The following is a 17,979-nucleotide window of genomic DNA, read 5'->3' on the forward strand; positions in this document are numbered from 1 at the left end:
CCGGCATCCCGGCGAGGCCGCGTCCACTAATACCGCGCAACCCTTAGTCCCGCACTATCAAGCAGCTAAAGGCTCGCTTGAACCTGAGCCACTGCCTCCTGCAGGCGTTCGGTGAATCCGGAGTAGGTCTGATGGGTCATCACCAGCCTGTCCACGGCGCGGGTCATGGCTACATACAGCAAGCGCATCTCATCGGCTTCGTCTTCGCCCTGCACCGGCATCTCGTGCAAGCGCGGAATCACCACGAACCCGAATTCCAACCCCTTGCTCGAATGCATGCTCACGATTTTCACCGTGTTCTCGCCATACAGCGCGTTGCGTTTGGAAACGGTCTTGGCGCTGGTGTACGGGATGCCCGCGGCCTTGAGTGTGTCCTCGACCCAGGTGGCCTGGAAACCTTCTCGGTAGATCACGGCCATGTCTTGCCAGGCCCGGCCGTTTGCCTGCTCATGCTCAAGCCGGGCGACAAGGCATTGGGCTTCCTGTACAAGCCCAGGGTGGCTGAGCAGTTGCGGCAAGTCGCCGCGCCGGCCTGCGCTTTGCGGGGCCAGTACCGGGATATGGTCGTCTTCGGCATCGCGGGCGCTGAGCAAATCCTTGGAAAACGCATGCGCGACCGACAGCACTTCCAGCGTATTGCGGTAGTTGATGCGCAAGATGGTGGTCCGCCCTGACGCCTTGATCCCTACACTGGCGAAGCTGAATGTCATCTTCGAGGCAAGGGTGGCCTTGCCGCGGTAGATGGCCTGGGCGTCGTCGTAGAGCACCAGCAGGTTTTCCTGCTCCTGGTCGAGTTGGTGAACGACCAGGCGGAACCACTCCGGTTTGAAGTCGTGGCCCTCATCGATCAGGATCGCGGCATACCGATCAGCGTCCAGCTTGCCGTCCGCCATGTGCTTGAGCACATCGTCTTCGAGCGCCTGGAAGAACTTCTGCCCCTGGAGTTGAGGGATGGGCAGCTGCGCATCGGTCAGCAGCTTGCGACACCAGGCATGAAAGCTCATGGCCACTACCTGAACGTCTTGCTGGTGCGCCTTGAGCACTTGGTTCAAGCGCGCTGCGAGGGTCTTGTTGTAGCACAACACCAGTACCGGCTTGCTGGAGGTGCGCGCCAGGTAGAGGCTGCGGTACACCAGGACCATGGTCTTGCCGCTGCCGGCCACGCCGTGAATCACCCGGTGCCCACTGCCCATGGAACGCGCCAGTTGCTCCTGCTGCAGGTCCATGACCTTGATCAGGCTGGGCATGGGCGCCTCCTGCTCACCGAACAGCCCGAACTGGGCACGTGCCGGGTTCAGGCGGATTTCCGGGAACAGGTGGTAACGCACGCGGTCCAGGTGCTCGTCCGACAGCGCCACGGGAAAGTGCTGCACGAACATGGCCTTGAAACGTTGTTCGAACAGGCCTGCATCCACGGTTTCGAACATTTCGTCCTTGCAGATGACACGCACGCTTTGCAAGGCCGAGCCGGCTTGCAGCGAGGTGAATTCCTTGCGCGTCATCTCTGGCAGCACGACGCCCCAGGTGTAGGGCATCAACAGTTTGCCCGCTCGGATAGAGCCTGGCTTCTGGGTCAGCGCGGGGTCCTTTTCCAGCGTTTCCTTCGTTTCGAACGCGTTCTTGCGGGCCTGCGCCATGGGGTTGATGACGGTGACTTCGCGACCGTGCTCGAGCTTGATGACCTCGTTGATCGTCACCTCTTTCAGCGAGCTCAGCTTCCAGTCCTTGACCTCGAGAATGAGCAAGCCCACTTCAGGGTGCAGGAGGACGAAGTCCGGCTGCAGCCCCTTTGGGCCAACCGGCACGTTGAACCAGCATAACCAGTCATCGGGGAGTTTCTTTTCGAGGCGCTCAGCCAGGCGTTTTTCCCCGGGCGAGTCGAAACGGCACGCGCCGAGTGTTGGGATGATTTGGGCCATATCCTTATTGTCCATATCCAAAACGACGCGCCACAGTAGGATTTATCCTTCTGCAGTGCAAATCTGAACCACTGTCCTGCACCCGATCTGACGGTCAGATAACCCGAGCGTAATGGCTTGCCTAGTTCGCAGGCATCAACGTCTTGATCAATGCGCGCACCGTCCCCGGCAGGGCCTCCAGCTCCCGGACGAGTATGCTGCGTTCGCGCTCGGCCCAGGGTTCGTCCAGGGCGATGGTCACCAGGTTCATGGTGTGGCTGTGGCGCGATGCGGATGACTCGGGAATGATGCCGATGCCCACGCCTGCCTCGACCATGCGGCAGATGGCCTCGAAACCCGACAGCTGGATACGCAGGGCCAGGGTTTCACCCATGCGCTCGACCTGGTCGCGCAGAAAGGTCAGCAGGGTGCTGCCGTCGTGCAGCCCGATGTGCTGGTAGGCCAGGGTCTGTTTCAACGTCACCTGGCGGCGGTTGGCCAGCTCGTGGCCGGCGGGCACGATCAGCACCAGCCGATCGGTGCTGAAGTGCATCACCTGCAGGCCGCTGGCCTCCACAGGGCCGGCGATGATGCCCATGTCGGTGCTGCCATCGAGCACGCCTCGCACGATGTCGCGGGACAGGCGTTCCTGCAGGTCGACCGTGACACCCGGCCGTTGCGCCAGAAAGCCTGCCAGCACCTCGGGCAGAAACTCGGTCACCGCCGTGGTGTTGGCAAAGATGCGGATATGCCCCGCCGAATCGCCGCCGAACTGAGTGAACTCCGCCTTCAGGTAATCGACCTGGCGCATCACCAGGCGTGCGTGGGTCAACAGCGTGTGCCCGGCCGGGGTCAGTTCGACGCCGCGGCTGTCGCGGTACAGCAGGCGTGTGTCGAGCTGCGCTTCCAGCGCCTTGATACGCGCACTGGCGGCGGCCGGGGAGAGGTGGGCACGGCGGGCGCCCTGGGTCAGGCTGGGAGATTCGCCGATGTGGATGAACAGGCGCAAGTCAGCCAGATCGAAGTGCATGGGCAAGTCCTGGGTAGGGAAGGCGTTCGGCATTTATGAACGCCGGGTTATGGAAATGCAAATTCACAGAATGCGCGACAGGCTCGCATGATCGTCCCTGTCGCCTGCGCAGCGTCGATGACGCGCCTGCAAGCGGCCTGCCATAACAACAATTCCAGAGGCCCACCCATGCCCACTACGCCCTTTGATTACAGCCCCTGGCTCGGCCGCACCGAGCACGCCTGGGATGTGCTCAGCCGCAACCTGGTGCAGCGCATCGCGGCGACGTTCGGCGAGACCGCCCCGGCCCATGGCGAGGCGTTGCCGCCGCTGTGGACCTGGTGCTTCTTTCAAGACCCTGTACCCGAAGCGCAACTGGGCACCGACGGGCACCCGGCACGCGGGGGCTTTCTGCCGCCGGCTGACGGGCGCAACCGCATGTGGGCCGGTGGCCGGGTCGAGTTCATCGCCCCGCTGGTGGTCGGCGGCGAGGCGCAGCGTACCTCGACCATCCTGCACATCGAGGAGAAACACGGCCGCAGCGGCGCCTTGCTGTTCGTGACGGTGCGCCATGACTACACCCAGCACGACCAGCTGTGCATCCGCGAAGAGCAGGACATCGTCTACCGCGAGCCGACCCCGCCCAAGGCGAGCACGGGCGAGCCTTGTGAAACCGGCACCTGGGGTGAAACCGTCACGCCCACCGCGACCCTGTTGTTCCGCTATTCGGCGGTCACTTTCAACGGCCACCGCATCCATTACGACTACCCCTATGTCACCGCCACCGAGGGATACCCGGACCTGGTGGTGCACGGCCCCCTGATCGCGACGCTCAACCTGCGGGCCTTTCTGCGCGCCAACCCCGGTGCCCGCCTGCGCCGCTACAGCTACCGCAGCCTGCGCCCGCTGACCCTGCCCACGCCCTTCCAGCTCAGCGGCTGCCTCGACGGCCCAGGCCAGGCGCGCCTGTGGGCCGGCAACGCTGCCGGCGTGGCGCAAAGCGCCGACGTCACCTTCGACTGACCCCCTTTCAGCACCGTAGAGAAGCCTGCCATGCACAGCTACGACAGCGATGACCTCAACGCCATCCGCGAAGGCGTGCGCGCCTTGTGCGCCGAATTTCCGGCCGAATACTGGCGCACCCTGGACGAGCAGAAGGCCTTCCCCGAAGCCTTCGTCAAGGCCATGACCGACGCCGGCTGGCTGTCGGCGATGATCCCCGAGGCCTACGGCGGTTCAGGGCTGGGCCTGGCCGAGGCGTCGGTGATACTCGAGGAAGTGAACCACTGCGGTGGCAACTCCGGCACCATCCACGGGCAGATGTACAACATGTTCACCTTGCTGCGCCACGGCAGCGAGGAACAGAAACGTCATTACCTGCCCAAGCTGGCCAGCGGCGAGCTGCGCCTGCAGTCGATGGGCGTGACCGAACCGACCACCGGCACCGACACCACGCAGCTCAAGACCACGGCCGTGCGCGAGGGCGACGACTACGTGATCAATGGGCAGAAAGTGTGGATCTCGCGCATCCAGCATTCGGACCTGATGATTCTGCTGGCGCGTACCACGCCGCTGGCGCAGGTCACGCGCAAGTCCGAAGGCATGTCCATCTTCCTGGTGGACCTGCGCACGGCCATTGGCAACGGCCTGACCGTGCAGCCGATTGCCAACATGGTCAACCACGAAACCAACGAGCTGTTCTTCGACAACCTGCGCATCCCGGCCAGCAGCCTGATCGGCGAGGAGGGCAAGGGTTTTCGCTACATCCTCGACGGCCTGAACGCCGAGCGTACGCTGATCGCTGCCGAGTGCATCGGCGACGGGCGCTGGTTCGTCGAAAAGGCCAGCCAGTACGCCCGCGACCGCGTGGTGTTCGGCCGCCCGATCGGCCAGAACCAGGGCGTGCAATTCCCCATCGCCGAAGCCCACATCGAACTGGAGGCGGCCGACCTGATGCGCTGGCGGGCGTGCGCCGAGTACGACAGCGGCGCCAACGCCGGTGCTGCCGCGAACATGGCCAAGTACTTGGCAGCCAAAGCCTCGTGGGAGGCGGCCAACGCCTGCCTGCAAACCCACGGCGGCTTCGGCTTTGCCAACGAGTACGACGTGGAGCGCAAATTCCGCGAGACCCGCCTGTACCAGGTGGCGCCGATTTCCACCAACCTGATCCTGTCGTACGTGGCCGAGCACCTGCTCGAGCTGCCGCGCAGCTTCTGAAGGAGGGTATGCCCATGCGTGATACCCAAGCACTGGCCACCTTCCTGGCCGACCTGCGCTACCAGGACATCCCGCCCTCCGTGCTGGCGCGTACCGAAGACCTGTTCCTCGACTGGCTCGGCTCGGCCCTGGCCAGCCAGGGCGCGCACCCGGTGCCGCTGTTCGAGCGCTACGCCGAGCGCATGGGGCCACCTGCCGGTAAAGCCCGGTTGATGAGCACCGGCCGTGGCACCTCGCCGTATTTCGCTGCGTTGGTCAATGGCGCAGCGTCGCACCTGGTGGAGCAGGACGACCTGCACAACAGCTCGGTGCTGCACCCGGCCACGGTGGTGTTTTCCGCAGCCCTGGCTGCCGCGCAGGACCTGGACAAGTCGGGGCCGGACCTGCTGCTGGCGGCTGTGGCCGGCTACGAGGCTGGCATTCGCATCGGCGAATTCATGGGCCGCTCGCACTACCGCATTTTCCACACCACCGCCACCGTCGGCACCCTGGCGGCGGCTGTCGCGGTGGGCAAGCTGATGGACTTCGACCAGGCCCAGTTCATCAACGTGCTGGGCAGTGCCGGCACTCAGGCGGCCGGGCTGTGGGAGTTCTTGCGCGATGCGGCCGATTCGAAACAGCTGCACACGGCCAAGGCCGCTGCCGACGGGCTGTTGGCGGCGTACCTGACCGCCGATGGCCTGAGCGGGGCGCGCAACATTCTGGAAGGCGACCAGGGCCTGGCGGCCGGCATGTCCAGCGACGCCGACCCGGCCCGCCTGTCGGACCGCCTGGGCAGCCGCTGGGCGCTGGCCGAAACCTCGTTCAAGTTCCACGCCTCGTGCCGCCACACCCACCCGGCGGCCGATGCCTTGCTCGAACTGATGCAGCGCGAAGGGCTGCGCCACGGCGACATCGCCGAGGTGATCGCCCACGTGCACCAGGGCGCCATCGACGTGCTCGGCCGGGTGAAGGTGCCCACCAGCGTGCACCAGGCCAAGTTCTCCATGGGCACGGTGCTCGGCCTGATTGCCGTGCACGGCAGCGCGCAGTTGCTGACATTCCGCGACCTGGCCCTGAGCGACCCGGACGTGGCGGGGTTCCGCGACAAGGTGCGCATGCAGCTGGACCCCGAGGTGGACGCCGCCTATCCGGCCCGGTGGCTGGGCCGGGTAGAAGTGGGCTGCAAGGACGGGCGCCGCTTCACTGCTGCCATTGACGAACCCAAGGGCGACCCCGGCAACACCTTGTCCCGCGCGGAACTGGAGGACAAGTTCCAGTGCTTGCTGGCCTACGCCGGCCAGCGCAGTGCGGCCGACGGCCGTGCCTTGATCCAACGTGTCTGGCAGCTGCGCGATACCCGCTCGCTGGCCGACCTGCCATGACTCCCGCACAGGACCTTGCCATGAGTGCATCTGCCCCCCGCCCCCTGGACGGCATCACCGTCGTCAGCCTGGAACACGCCATCGCCGCGCCGTTCTGCACCCGCCAACTGGCCGACCTGGGCGCCCGGGTTATCAAGGTCGAACGCCCCGGCAGCGGTGATTTTGCCCGAGGCTATGACCAGCGCGTCGACGGCCTGGCGTCCCACTTCGTGTGGACCAACCGCTCCAAGGAAAGCCTGACCCTGGACCTGAAGCAGCCTCAGGCCGATGCCATCCTCGAAGGGCTGCTGGCCAAGGCCGACGTGCTGGTGCAAAACCTCGCACCTGGCGCTGCGGCGCGCATGGGCCTGGGGTTCGAGGCCCTGCATGCGCGCTTCCCGCGGCTGATCGTGTGCGATATTTCCGGCTACGGTGAAGGTGGCCCCTATGAGAAGAAAAAGGCCTACGACCTGCTGATTCAAAGCGAAGGCGGTTTCTTGTCGGTCACCGGCAGCCCAGGCGAGGAGGGGATGGCCAAGGCTGGATGCTCGGTGGCCGATATCGCCGCTGGCATGTACGCCTATACCGGCGTGCTTTCGGCCCTGCTGTTGCGTGATCGCACCGGGGTGGGTAGCCGCGTCGACGTGTCCATGCTCGAAAGCCTGGTGGAGTGGATGGGTTACCCCATGTACTACGCCTACAACGGCGCACCGCCACCGCCTCGCGCGGGTGCTTCGCACTCGACCATCTACCCGTACGGCCCTTTCCCCACAGGCGATGGCGGCACGGTGATGCTGGGGTTGCAGAACGAGCGTGAATGGCAGCTGTTCTGCGAGAAGGTGCTGCTCGACCCGGCGTTGGCCACTGACGAGCGCTTCTGCGCCAATTACCTGCGCTCGGAGAACCGCGACCTGCTGCGCCAGATCATCGTCGACGGTTTCGCCGCGCTGAGCCTGGAAGACGTCGTGGCGCGCCTTGAGACCGCCCAGATCGCCAACGCCCGAGTCAACGACATGCAAGGGGTGTGGCAGCACCCCCAGTTGCAGGCCCGTGACCGCTGGCGCGAGGTGGACAGCCCGGCGGGCAAGCTGCCGTCCCTGCTGCCGCCGGGGCGCAACGCGGCCTTCAGCCCGCGCATGGACCCGGTGCCTGCACTGGGCCAGCACACCGCCGCGATCCTGGCCGAGCTGGGGTATGGCGATGATCAGCAGGCGCAATTGAACAGCGCAGGCGTGGTTTAGTAGAGGAGCAAAAGCATGCCATACCCCATCGTTCGCTCCGCCCTGTTCGTGCCCGGTAGCCGCCCGGAGCGCTTCACCAAGGCCCTGGCTGCCGGTGCCGATGCCGTGATCGTGGACTTCGAAGACGCGGTCGAAGAACCGCTCAAGGCCCAGGCCCGCGAGCACCTGGCGCGCTTTCTGGGCGAACACCCCGACGCCCGGGTGTGGGTGAGGGTCAACGCACCCAGCCATGCAAACCACGCCGAGGACTTGCAATTGTGCGCGCAGCATCTGGGCGTGACCACGGTGCTGCTGCCCAAAGTCGAGAGCGCCGCACAGGTGGCGGTTGCCGCCCGGACGGGCAAAGCCGTCGTGCCGATCATCGAGACCGCCAAGGGGCTGTTGGCCCTTGAACGTATCGCCGGCGCCGAGGGCGTCGAGCGCTTGTCGTTCGGCAGCCTGGACCTGGCGCTGGACCTTTGCCTGAACACCGACAGCCCGGCAGGCCAACGCTTCATCGACCAGGCCCGCATGGCCGTGCAACTGCATTCCCGGGGCGCCGACCTGGCGCCGCCGCTGGACGGTGTGTTTCCTGCGATCCGCGACCCGCAAGGGCAGCGCGAGGCCATGCGCCATGCCTACGACATGGGCTATGGCGGGGCGCTGTGCATTCACCCAAGCCAAGTGCCGGTGATTCACGAGGCCTTGCAGCCCAGCGAGCACGAACTGGCCTGGGCGCAGCGCGTGCTCGAGGGCAGCGCAGCGGCGGGTGGGGCAGGGGCCTTCCAGCTGGACGGGCAGATGGTCGATGCCCCGGTGGTGTTGCGCGCGCAACGCCTGCTGGCATTGGCCCATGCTGGCTAGTGGCTAGTGGCTAGTGGCTAGTGGCTATGGTCCAGGCCAAGGGGCGGCGTTCGTTTTTGCCGAACGCAGCCTTACACAAAAGCAGATTCCCCAAACACCTATACTTGCGCCACCGTAATCTTGGCTACGCTTCCCTGCTGACCTTACCAACAACAATAACAGGTGAAACCCATGTTGAAGCTGACCCAGGCGCTGTTCTGCGCCGCCGCCGTCTCCCTGACCTCGTTCGCTTACGCCGCGGACCCGGTCATCATCAAGTTCGCCCACGTGGTGGCCGACAGCACGCCCAAAGGCCAGGGCGCGCTCATGTTCCAGAAGCTCGTGGAGGCCGATGACAAGCTCAAGGGCAAGGTCAAGGTCGAGGTTTACCCCAACTCGTCGCTGTTCGGCGACGGCAAGGAAATGGAAGCGCTGCTGCTGGGCGACGTGCAGATGCTGGCGCCCTCGCTGGCCAAATTCGAGCACTACAACAAGCAGGTGCAAATCTTCGACCTGCCGTTTCTGTTCGACAACCTGGCGGCGGTCGACCGCTTTCAGCAGGGGCCCCAGGGCAAGGCGCTGCTCACCTCCATGGAAGACAAGGGCATCCGCGGCCTGGCTTACTGGCATAACGGCTTGAAGCAGCTGTCGGCTAACAAGAAGATCCTGCTGCCCAAGGATGCCCGTGGCCTGAAGTTCCGCGTACAAGCCTCCAGCGTGCTGGAAGAGCAGTTCAAGGCCGTGCGCGCCAACCCGCGCAAGATGAGTTTTGCCGAGGTGTACCAAGGCTTGCAGACCGGCACCGTCAACGGCACCGAGAACACCTGGTCGAACTACGAAAGCCAGAAGGTCAACGAAGTGCAGCCGTTCTTCACCGAGACCGACCACGGCCTGATCGACTACATGGTGATCACCAACGCCAAGTTCTGGAACGGCCTGCCTGAAGATGTGCGCACCGAACTGCAGGGCATCATGGACAAGGTCACCGTCGAGGTGAACAAGCAGGCCGAGGCGCTGAACCAGGCCTCGCGGCAGAAGATCATCGACGCCAAGACCAGCGAGGTCGATGCGCTCACCCCCGAGCAGCGTGACGAATGGCGCAAAGCCATGCGTCCGGTCTGGGACAAGTTCGAAGGCCAGATTGGCGCCGACCTGATCAAAGCCGCCCAGGACGCCAACACAGCCTCTTGATTGGCCCCGCCTGCAGCCGCCCCTGCGTGGGCGGCTCAGCCTCATTCTGCGCGGAGAATGCCCATGCAAACGTTACGGCGCGTCTGGGAGCGCTTCGAGGAAGGCATGATCGCCTTTCTTCTGGCGGCCATGACCCTCATCACCTTCATCTACGTAGCGCTGAACAACCTCTACACGATGTTCTACAACTTGAGCGACCGTTGGACCTTTGCCAGCGAGCCGCTGTTGAACATCGGTGACCACTTGATGGGCTACGCCCAGGAAATGACCTGGAGCATCGCCCTGACCAAGGCCCTGTTTGGCTGGCTGATCTTCTTCGGCATCGCCTATGGAGTACGTACCGCCGGCCACCTTGGGGTCGATGTGCTGGTCAGGCGCACCCGCAAGCCGGTGCAGCGTGTGCTGGCCATGGTTGCCTGCGCCTGTTGCCTGGCGTATGCCGGGCTGTTTCTGATTGCCAGCATCAAATGGGTCAGCGCTGTGCTGGCGGCTGGCATCGGGGCCGAAGACCTGGACCGCTACGGCATCAAGATCGGCCACATCGCGATGATTGTGCCCTTCGGGTTCGCTTTGATCATCGTGCGCTACCTGGAAATCCTCTACCGCATCTACACCCACCGCCAGATCAACCTGGGCCTGGCCGACGAAGCGGCCGAGGCGAGCAAGCTGGCCAACCCCGGTGAGGAGTCGCAGCAATGACCGTTATCTGCCTGTTCCTGCTGCTGTTCATCTTCATGTTCCTGGGCGTGCCCATTGCCATTTCCCTGGGCCTGTCGGGGGCGGTGTCGATTCTGCTGTTCAGCCAGGACTCGCTCAGTTCGTTGGCGATCAAGCTGTTCGAAACCTCTGATAGCTACACCTTCCTGGCCATCCCCTTCTTCCTGCTGTCTGGCGCCTTCATGACCACCGGCGGCGTGGCGCAGCGGCTGATCGATTTTGCCAACGCCTGCGTAGGGCACATTCGGGGCGGCCTGGCCATTGCCGCCGTGCTGGCCTGCATGTTGTTCGCTGCGTTGTCCGGCTCGTCGCCGGCCACGGTGGCGGCAGTGGGTTCGATCGCTGTGGCCGGCATGGTGCGCTCGGGGTATCCGAAGGAATTCGGCGCCGGCATCATCTGTAACGCCGGTACGCTGGGCATCCTGATCCCCCCGTCGATCGTGATGGTGGTCTATTCAGCCGCGACCGAAACGTCGGTGGGCAAGTTGTTCATGGCTGGCGTGATCCCTGGGATCTTGCTGGGCGTGTCGCTGATGGTAGCCATCTACATCGTGGCGCGGGTCAAGAAGCTGCCTGCCCAGCCACGTGCCAGCTTCCGCGAATGGCTTACGGCCGCGCGGCGGGCGTTCTGGGGGCTGTTGTTGCTGGTGATCATCCTGGGCGGCATCTACAGCGGCATGTTCACCCCCACTGAAGCGGCGGCCGTGGCGGCGGTGTACTCGGCGTTCATCGCCCTGTTCGTGTACAAGGACATGACCTGGCGCGAGTGCCCCAAGGTGTTGCTGGAGTCCGGGCGGCTGACCATCATGCTGCTGTTCATCATCGCCAACGCCATGCTGTTCGCCCATGTGCTGACCACCGAGCAGATCCCGCAGCAGATCACCCAGTGGGTGCTCTCCGAAGGCCTGACGCCTATCGGCTTCCTGATCATGGTCAACGTGGTGCTGCTGATTGCCGGCAGCTTCATGGAGCCGTCGGCGATCATCCTGATTCTGGCGCCGATCTTCTTCCCCATCGCCATGGAACTGGGCATCGACCCGATCCACCTGGGCATCGTGATGGTGGTGAACATGGAGATTGGACTGGTTCACCCGCCAGTGGGGTTGAACCTGTTCGTGACCAGTGCCGTGACGGGCCTGACATTGGGCCAGACCATTCGCGCAGCGCTGCCGTGGCTGTCGATCTTGTTGCTGTTCCTGATCCTGGTCACCTACGTGCCGTACATCTCCCTGGCGCTGCCAGAGTTTCTCGGCATGCCCTAACCAGCGGCTCGATCAACCCCGCCACTGCACCGACGCCACCGCCTACCCGGCGGTGGTTTCACTTTCGGCCAAGGGGGCAGGGGTGTAGGTTGACCTTCCAAGGGTGCCACCAGCCCGCCAGCCTTCCACAAGCCCCGAGCGGACCCACCATGACAACAACAAGATCACTGCTGTGCCTTGCCATCGCCTGCGCCTGGCTCACCAGCCCCGCGGCCCAGGCCGCCAACACCGCCGACAACCCGTGCAAGACCACCGCCGAATGCGCCGAGCAGGCTCGCAAGATCGGCGCCTTCGTGGAAAAGACCCCCAACGGCCAGCGCCACGGCGAGACTCAGTTCGACTACCTCAACCGCATCAACAAAGCCTCGCTGGTGATGCTCAAGGAAACCGGCATCGTCACCGCCGAACAGGCCGCGACCATTGCAGGCGGGGTACGCCACGCCATCGACCAGGCCACCCAGCCAGACGGCAAGCGCCCCAGCGATGTGTTGCAACTGGAGCAGATCATCACCGACAAGGTCGGCCCCGAGGCCTCGCTGATTCACTCAGGCCGCAGCCGCCAGGACATGTACGCCACCTACCGCCTGGCCTCGCTGCGCCGCCACGTGCTGGCCTACGGCGACGCCCTGGACGCAACCCGCCAGCGCTTGCTCACCCTGGCCGCCCAGCACGTCGATACCCTGGTGCCGGCCTACACCAACGGCGTGCAAGCCATGCCCATCAGCTACGCCCATTACCTGCTGGCCTACGAGGCCTCGTTCGAGCGCGACGCCCAACGCCTGCACGAACTCTACGCCCGCCTGAACCTCAGCCCCATGGGCACCGCCGTGCTGGCCAATTCCGGCTACCCCATCAACCGCGAGCGCCTGGCCCAACTGCTGGGCTTTGACGGCGTGCGCGAGAACTCGCTGGACGCAAGCCAAGTCTCGACCTACGACATCCCGCTGGAAGCCGCCGGCCTGGTCTCGTCCTCGGCCATTCGCATCGGCGCCTTCATCGGCGACATTCACACCCAGTACCACCAGACCCGCCCCTGGCTGCTGCTCGACGAAGGCGCCACCTACACCAGCAGCGCCATGCCGCAAAAGCGCAACCCTGGCCTCTTGATGCGCACCCGCGAAGCCGCCTCCGACGTGGTCGGCCTGGCCAACGCCACCACCCTGCGCGCCCACAACGTCACCACCGGCATGACCGACTACAAGGCCGCCTTCGACGACCTGGGCCTGTTCCGCTCCACGGGGGACATGTTCAAGCGCCTGGACCAGGTGCTCGACGCCCTGAAAATCAACGCCGCACGCGCCGAAGAAGAACTGGACGCCGACTGGACCACCTCCATGGAACTGGCCGACACCCTGGAGCGCAAGCACCACGTCCCCTTCCGCATCGGCCACAGCTTCGCCTCGCTGATCGTCGAAAAAGCCCGCGCCGACGGCACCTTGCCCAAGGACTTCGCCTACGCCGATGCGCAGGCGTTGTTCACCCAGGCGGCGGACAAATACAAATGGAAGGACAACACCCTGCCCCTGAGCGAAGCGGATTTCCGCGCCAGCCTGTCCCCCCGCGCCATGGTGCAAAGTCGCAAGGGTACTGGTGGGCCGCAGCCTGAAGAAGTGCGGCGCATGTTGGCTGAGGCCCAGGCGCGATTGAAGGCGGATCAGGCGTGGATGGAGCAGCGGCGGCAGAAGCTGGTGGATGCGGATGCGGGGTTGGACAAGGCGTTTGATGGGCTGACGAAGCGGTGATCTAGCAGGGGCGCGTGCTCCGATGACTCGGTGATTCGGCGGGCGCACGCGATCCGTGTGGGAGCGGCCTTGCGCCGCGATGGGCCGCATAGCGGCCCCGGCGATTTGAGCTGCGGGCTGAAATCCTGGGGCCGCTTCGCAGCCCATCGCGGCGCGAGGCCGCTCCCACAGTAGTAGATCGCGTGACCTGGAAAAGATCTCAACCGACCCCCGAAACATTTTGAACCAAAAATCTCACCCCCCTCTCCATCCGTAAACGAAGCGGCTAAATAAACCGCGGCGAACCCCGGCATCCCCTTGCATGCACCCGGGCCTTTTACTGCTGGTAGCGGAGCCTCAAATGATCCAAACCCCCTTGCTGATCGGTTTCATCGTCATGGCCCTGGCATCACTGGCCATCTACATCAAAGGCGCACACTACGGCCCGCTTCTGGGCCACACCCTCATCCACGCCGCCGTCCCCTTCATCGCCGCCACCGCCTACCTGTGCATGTACCTGGGCGTCGGCAACCTGATCAAAGTCGACGGCAGCGTCACCTACCTGGCCCGCTACGTGGACTGGGCCTTCACCACCCCACTGCTGTTGGCCGGCGTCGTCAGCTCCGCCTACTACGGCACCCGCGACCTGTACGGCAAAAGCGGCTACATCACCGCCATCGTCACCCTCGATGTGATCATGATCGTCACCGGCCTGATCGCCTCCCTGGCCCCTTACGGCGTGATCAAATGGGTGTTCTTCGCCTGGTCCTGCGCCGCCTTTGCCGGCGTGCTGTACCTGCTGTGGAAACCTGTCGCCAGCATCGCCAGCCAACAACCCGGCGTCAGCCCCGCCTACCGCCGCAACGTAGGCTTTCTCACCGTGCTGTGGCTGATCTACCCCGTGGTCTTCGCCGTCGGCCCTGAAGGCTTCTGGGCCGTGAGCGACGCCACCACCGTATGGGTATTCCTGGTGCTCGACGTGCTGGCCAAGGTCGTCTACGCCTTCACTTCGGAACGTAACCTGCGCGCCGTGCCGGTAGGCCGAGGCTACTGAGCATGACCTGCACAGGGCGCAGCTGGCGCGCCCTTGTGGGGCTGGCGATAGCGGCCAGCCTTGCAGGCGGGCTGGCACCGCTGGCTTACGTGCTGCTGGTCGGGCTCGGGCTTGGCCTGCTGCATGGGGCAAGCGACCTGTACCTGATCGAGCACGGGCAGCGCAGGCGCTTTGTGCTCAGTTACCTAGGCGTGGCCGTGGTGTGCGCCTTGGTCTGGCAAGTGGCGGGGGCGCTGGCGCTTACCGCCTTTTTATTACTGTCGGTTTGGCACTTCGCCCATGAGGACGAGGTGTTCCAGCGGCGGCATGAACAGATAGCGCTGGGGCTGTTCATCCTGGGCGGGCCTGCGGTGCTGCACAGTGACGCAGTAGCCCAATTGCTCAACCTGGCGATGGCGGCCGGTGCCTCTTCTGCCTTGGGCGGATGGCTAGCGGTGACGCTGGCGTGTGCCGGCCTGATTGCTCTCGGTGTGCTGCTGATGAATGCCTGGCAACAGCGTGACCTACGACTGGCGCTGACCTTGCTGCTGGTGGTGGTAACCCCGCCGCTGATCGGGTTTGCGCTCGGGTTCTACCTGCTGCACGCCGAACCCCAAACCCGTGTGCGCGAGCGCATGGTAGGTGCCTTGTCGATGGGCGACTACCTGCATCGCACCTGGCCAGTGCTCGTCGGGGCAGGGGTGTTTGCCCTGGTGGGTGGGGCTGTGTTCTGGCAGCAGGAGCAGACCGGCATTCGGGCGCTGTTCGTGGTGCTGGCGGCATTTGCACTGCCGCATATGGTGGTGTTGCCACGTTTTCTCTCGGGGCGCGCAGTGCCCCAGGTGCCGGGCCCGGTTTGACCTGATCGACAGCCCCGGCGCGCAGGTGCGCCGGGGGACCGGGGTCAGCGCATCATGCCCAGTTCAGCGTCGTCCAGCAGGGCTTTGCCGAGTGCGCAGAGGTAGTGGGCGGCCCAGATCAGTTTGGGTTTGTCTTCCATCAAGCCTTCGAGGGTGAGGTCGCGGGCGTAACCCATCAATTCCGAAGCTTGTTCGCGGGCGTGTTGGCAGGGGATGCCGGGTTCGATGCGGAACAGCGCGTGGGTGTGGTTTTCGCCTTGGTAGAAGACGGTTTGGCCTGGGGTGCAGGGTGTGTGTGCGGTGGACATGGGTGTGGCTCCCTGAAGTTTTTTGGGCTGGCTGTTTTTGTGTCGCGGCTGGGTTACTGCCATTTTGATTGAGCCAGGGGCTTGAGGGTTAGTGCGTGGGGTGTCGCGAGGGAGGGTGATGGATTTGGAGGAAGGCGGATTCCAGCAGGCGGCGCAGGGATTCGAGCTCGTGCATGGAGGCCATGATCAGTGGGGCTGCCGGGGAGCGGGGCTGCATGAGGAGGGCTTGTTGGGCCACGGCTTCGGCGCAGAGGGCGTAGTCGACGGCTAGGGTTAGGGTGTCTTCCAGGGTGGCGGGTGGAGGTGGTGGATCCGGGACGATCTTCAGCATGTTCTGGTCCTCAGTGGAGCGACCAACGCTTGCTGTCAAACAAGTGGTGGCAGCTGTGCATGGGTTGACAGACCGGTGAAGACCAAACCGGCGCACACGAGGTGCCCCACACACAGCCGCCATAGGCAATCCGCGTGTTTGGTCGTCATCAGCCTGTCAAAGCTAGTCGTTGATGTGCAACGACGTGCTGAGACTAAGGGGGCGGAAAAACGACCGCAATGGGAAAGGTAGGTTGGGAGTATCTTTGGGAAATGGACTACAGGGAAGGAAAAAAATCCGAAAGTTTGGGGTTGTTTTAGACGTACTGGCTATGGATGTGCCAGAGCTTTAGCGCTGCGATTAATGCAGGGCACTGAAGCGGCAAACTGCGGCTAGCCAAGAAGGTGGCAGCTCTACGTGAGTTAGCCGACCGGGACGTCAGGCACCCGGCGCACCCAAGGTGCCTCACGCAGAGCAGCCATAAGCAGCACGGTGAGACTGCCGTGTGTTCCTAGGGTGTGCAATGGGGAATCGGCTCGGCGTATGTCTTTGGAAAGTCACCTACAGGAAGAGAGTCTGATTCTTTTCTGTGGGTGGAAAGGCAGTGTAAGTCAGCCGAATCTCGCTTGCCGGTATTTGCTTGGGGCAAGACGATAGAGCCTCGCAGGTATTTCATTAGCCAATCCCTTAAGAACTCCCGTGCCTCCTGACCTCGTGCGAGTCCCGGCGTAATGAGCAGCTTCATTTCGCCGGGATCTGCAGGCTCAGCGCATCGTGCCCAGTTCAGCGTCGTCCAGCAGGGCTTTGCCGAGTGCGCAGAGGTAGTGGGCGGCCCAGATGAGTTTGGGTTTGTCTTCCATCAAGCCCTCGAGGGTGAGGTCGCGGGCGTAACCCATTAACTCCGAAGCTTGTTCGCGGGCGTGTTGGCAGGGAATGCCTGGCTCGATGCGGAACAGCGCGTGGGTGTGGTTTTCGCCTTGGTAGAAGACGGTTTGGCCTAGGGTGCAGGGGATGTCTGCGGTGGACATGGGTGTGGCTCCCTGAAGTTTTTGGGCTGGCTGTTTTTGAGCTGCGGCTGGGTTACTGCCGTTTTGCTTGAGCCAGGGGCTTGAGGGTTAGTGCGTGGGGTGTCGCGAGGGAGGGTGGTGGATTTGCAGAAGGGCGGATTCCAGCAGGCGGCGCAGGGATTCGAGCTCGTGCATGGAGGCCATGATCAGTGGGGCTGCCGGGGAGCGGGGCTGCATGAGGAGGGCGTGTTGGGCCACGGCTTCAGCGCAGAGGGCGTAGTTGGCGGCTAGGGTTAGGGTGTCTTCCAGAGTGGCGGGTGTGGGTGGTGGGTCGGGGACGATTTTTAACATGAGTTGCTTCCGTTGCTGGGCCGACATCCGCCGCTGTCAAACGGTGGGTGGCAGCTGTACGTGGGTTGACAGACCGGCGGAAACAACAAGATCCGGCGCACGCAAGCGTGCCCGCACGTACAGCCGCCATAAGGGCGACCGCTTAGTTGTTTACCGCTGCGACCTGTCAAAGTCGTGTCGTTGGGTTGGCAACGACGGGGTGAGACTAGGACGCTGGGAAGGCTGGCGCAACGGGAAACAGGGGAGGGGAGTATCTTTGGGAAATGGACTACAGGGAAGGGGGGAAGTCTGAGGTTTTGGGTGGGATGGGCCTATTCCTGAGCGTGTTTGCAGGGACGTCCGGCCTGTCGGATTGAGGCTATGTGCCCCAAATCCCAGTTGCCGATTGATGCATCATCGATGCATTGCTATTAAAGGTCGCTGAGCCGGGGTAATCTGAAACGAATTCATATCGATTTGAAAATAAAGGATAAATCTCGGTTTGATTTTACCGTGGAATACCTTTTGGAATACCGCTTTGAAAAGTCTGAGGTCGGGGCCCTGGGCCGAGTGGAAGGGGCATCGCTGCCCGAGCTTTGTCTTCAGGAGTTGACCGGGGCATGCCAGATTAGGTCGGAAAAGTCACCGCAGCAGCTATTCAATATTGGCGTGCTGCATAGCTTTCATCTTACAGACATAAAATCGCCCGG

At 63.8% G+C, this 17,979-nt stretch carries 17 protein-coding genes; 11 read left to right on the forward strand and 6 right to left on the reverse strand.

All coding sequences use genetic code 11. The features are described from left to right. Positions 1–65: 65 nt before the first annotated feature. Together NMB38_RS02975 and NMB38_RS02980 are read right to left on the reverse strand one after the other, a co-directional pair. Entirely contained in the window at positions 66–1,919 is a 1,854-nt protein-coding gene (locus tag NMB38_RS02975) for a DEAD/DEAH box helicase (RefSeq protein ID WP_345956544.1), read from the reverse strand. Positions 1,920–2,040: 121 nt separating this feature from the next. After that, the gene (locus tag NMB38_RS02980; RefSeq protein WP_027915202.1) at positions 2,041–2,928 is read right to left on the reverse strand and encodes a LysR substrate-binding domain-containing protein; all 888 of its coding nucleotides are present in this window, start codon (positions 2,926–2,928) and stop codon (positions 2,041–2,043) included. 168 nt (positions 2,929–3,096) lie between these two features. Between NMB38_RS02980 and NMB38_RS02985 the strand changes: the two genes are divergently transcribed. The 11 genes from NMB38_RS02985 to NMB38_RS03035 all read left to right on the forward strand — a co-directional run bounded on the left by NMB38_RS02985 (position 3,097) and on the right by NMB38_RS03035 (position 15,314). Next, on the forward strand, positions 3,097–3,930 hold the full coding sequence (locus NMB38_RS02985) for an HTD2 family dehydratase (RefSeq protein WP_027915201.1): 834 nt from the start codon (positions 3,097–3,099) through the stop codon (positions 3,928–3,930). 30 nt (positions 3,931–3,960) lie between these two features. After that, on the forward strand, positions 3,961–5,124 hold the full coding sequence (locus NMB38_RS02990) for an acyl-CoA dehydrogenase family protein (protein WP_023534647.1): 1,164 nt from the start codon (positions 3,961–3,963) through the stop codon (positions 5,122–5,124). A 14-nt stretch (positions 5,125–5,138) separates the two neighbouring features. Further along, positions 5,139–6,488, forward strand: coding sequence for an MmgE/PrpD family protein (locus tag NMB38_RS02995; protein ID WP_494354886.1), 1,350 nt, complete (start codon positions 5,139–5,141; stop codon positions 6,486–6,488). Positions 6,489–6,508: 20 nt separating this feature from the next. Next, positions 6,509–7,708: a CaiB/BaiF CoA transferase family protein gene (locus NMB38_RS03000; RefSeq protein WP_494354887.1), complete on the forward strand. Its 1,200-nt coding sequence runs from the start codon at positions 6,509–6,511 to the stop codon at positions 7,706–7,708. A gap of 15 nt (positions 7,709–7,723) precedes the next feature. Then, entirely contained in the window at positions 7,724–8,551 is an 828-nt protein-coding gene (locus NMB38_RS03005) for an HpcH/HpaI aldolase/citrate lyase family protein (protein ID WP_196110392.1), read from the forward strand. 171 nt (positions 8,552–8,722) lie between these two features. After that, entirely contained in the window at positions 8,723–9,721 is a 999-nt protein-coding gene (locus NMB38_RS03010) for a TRAP transporter substrate-binding protein (RefSeq protein WP_023534545.1), read from the forward strand. A 63-nt stretch (positions 9,722–9,784) separates the two neighbouring features. Beyond that, positions 9,785–10,420 (forward strand): TRAP transporter small permease, encoded by a 636-nt coding sequence (locus NMB38_RS03015; RefSeq protein ID WP_027915196.1) that lies wholly within the window; start codon positions 9,785–9,787, stop codon positions 10,418–10,420. Continuing rightward, on the forward strand, positions 10,417–11,700 hold the full coding sequence (gene dctM, locus NMB38_RS03020) for a C4-dicarboxylate TRAP transporter large permease protein DctM (RefSeq protein WP_027915195.1): 1,284 nt from the start codon (positions 10,417–10,419) through the stop codon (positions 11,698–11,700). Before NMB38_RS03015 ends, dctM begins: the two co-directional genes overlap by 4 nt. 149 nt (positions 11,701–11,849) lie before the next feature. After that, complete coding sequence (locus NMB38_RS03025) at positions 11,850–13,442, forward strand: argininosuccinate lyase (RefSeq protein ID WP_490805813.1); 1,593 nt, start codon at positions 11,850–11,852, stop codon at positions 13,440–13,442. A 340-nt stretch (positions 13,443–13,782) separates the two neighbouring features. Then, positions 13,783–14,475 (forward strand): bacteriorhodopsin, encoded by a 693-nt coding sequence (locus NMB38_RS03030; protein ID WP_023534529.1) that lies wholly within the window; start codon positions 13,783–13,785, stop codon positions 14,473–14,475. 2 nt (positions 14,476–14,477) lie between these two features. After that, entirely contained in the window at positions 14,478–15,314 is an 837-nt protein-coding gene (locus NMB38_RS03035; protein WP_490805814.1) for a beta-carotene 15,15'-dioxygenase, Brp/Blh family, read from the forward strand. Between the two features lie 44 nt (positions 15,315–15,358). Here the strand turns inward: NMB38_RS03035 and NMB38_RS03040 are convergent, their stop codons facing one another. From NMB38_RS03040 to NMB38_RS03055, 4 genes are all read right to left on the reverse strand, one after another. Next, on the reverse strand, positions 15,359–15,622 hold the full coding sequence (locus NMB38_RS03040) for a DUF3077 domain-containing protein (protein WP_027915447.1): 264 nt from the start codon (positions 15,620–15,622) through the stop codon (positions 15,359–15,361). 88 nt (positions 15,623–15,710) lie between these two features. After that, on the reverse strand, positions 15,711–15,953 hold the full coding sequence (locus NMB38_RS03045) for a hypothetical protein (protein WP_490805815.1): 243 nt from the start codon (positions 15,951–15,953) through the stop codon (positions 15,711–15,713). Between the two features lie 743 nt (positions 15,954–16,696). Then, positions 16,697–16,960 carry a DUF3077 domain-containing protein gene (locus tag NMB38_RS03050; RefSeq protein ID WP_350025655.1) on the reverse strand — a complete coding sequence of 88 codons (264 nt, stop codon included), beginning with the start codon at positions 16,958–16,960 and terminating at the stop codon, positions 16,697–16,699. Between the two features lie 87 nt (positions 16,961–17,047). Next, a complete protein-coding gene (locus NMB38_RS03055; protein WP_125922122.1) occupies positions 17,048–17,290 on the reverse strand; it encodes a hypothetical protein in 243 nt (80 codons plus the stop codon). Positions 17,291–17,979: the final 689 nt, after the last annotated feature.

This window comes from Pseudomonas sp. FBCC-B35 (genome assembly GCF_059133755.1).

Excerpts from the sequence above, each read along its gene's own strand:
- NMB38_RS03015 (WP_027915196.1), top strand. The coding sequence starts at position 9,785 with ATGCAAACGTTACGGCGCGTCTGGGAGCGCTTCGAGGAAGGCATGATC.
- NMB38_RS03010 (WP_023534545.1), top strand. The coding sequence starts at position 8,723 with ATGTTGAAGCTGACCCAGGCGCTGTTCTGCGCCGCCGCCGTCTCCCTG.
- NMB38_RS03000 (WP_494354887.1), top strand. The coding sequence starts at position 6,509 with ATGAGTGCATCTGCCCCCCGCCCCCTGGACGGCATCACCGTCGTCAGC.
- NMB38_RS03045 (WP_490805815.1), bottom strand. The coding sequence starts at position 15,953 with ATGCTGAAGATCGTCCCGGATCCACCACCTCCACCCGCCACCCTGGAA.
- NMB38_RS03025 (WP_490805813.1), top strand. The coding sequence starts at position 11,850 with ATGACAACAACAAGATCACTGCTGTGCCTTGCCATCGCCTGCGCCTGG.
- NMB38_RS02990 (WP_023534647.1), top strand. The coding sequence starts at position 3,961 with ATGCACAGCTACGACAGCGATGACCTCAACGCCATCCGCGAAGGCGTG.
- dctM (WP_027915195.1), top strand. The coding sequence starts at position 10,417 with ATGACCGTTATCTGCCTGTTCCTGCTGCTGTTCATCTTCATGTTCCTG.
- NMB38_RS02985 (WP_027915201.1), top strand. The coding sequence starts at position 3,097 with ATGCCCACTACGCCCTTTGATTACAGCCCCTGGCTCGGCCGCACCGAG.
- NMB38_RS02975 (WP_345956544.1), bottom strand. The coding sequence starts at position 1,919 with ATGGCCCAAATCATCCCAACACTCGGCGCGTGCCGTTTCGACTCGCCC.
- NMB38_RS02980 (WP_027915202.1), bottom strand. The coding sequence starts at position 2,928 with ATGCACTTCGATCTGGCTGACTTGCGCCTGTTCATCCACATCGGCGAA.
- NMB38_RS02995 (WP_494354886.1), top strand. The coding sequence starts at position 5,139 with ATGCGTGATACCCAAGCACTGGCCACCTTCCTGGCCGACCTGCGCTAC.
- NMB38_RS03055 (WP_125922122.1), bottom strand. The coding sequence starts at position 17,290 with ATGTTAAAAATCGTCCCCGACCCACCACCCACACCCGCCACTCTGGAA.
- NMB38_RS03050 (WP_350025655.1), bottom strand. The coding sequence starts at position 16,960 with ATGTCCACCGCAGACATCCCCTGCACCCTAGGCCAAACCGTCTTCTAC.
- NMB38_RS03030 (WP_023534529.1), top strand. The coding sequence starts at position 13,783 with ATGATCCAAACCCCCTTGCTGATCGGTTTCATCGTCATGGCCCTGGCA.
- NMB38_RS03005 (WP_196110392.1), top strand. The coding sequence starts at position 7,724 with ATGCCATACCCCATCGTTCGCTCCGCCCTGTTCGTGCCCGGTAGCCGC.
- NMB38_RS03040 (WP_027915447.1), bottom strand. The coding sequence starts at position 15,622 with ATGTCCACCGCACACACACCCTGCACCCCAGGCCAAACCGTCTTCTAC.
- NMB38_RS03035 (WP_490805814.1), top strand. The coding sequence starts at position 14,478 with ATGACCTGCACAGGGCGCAGCTGGCGCGCCCTTGTGGGGCTGGCGATA.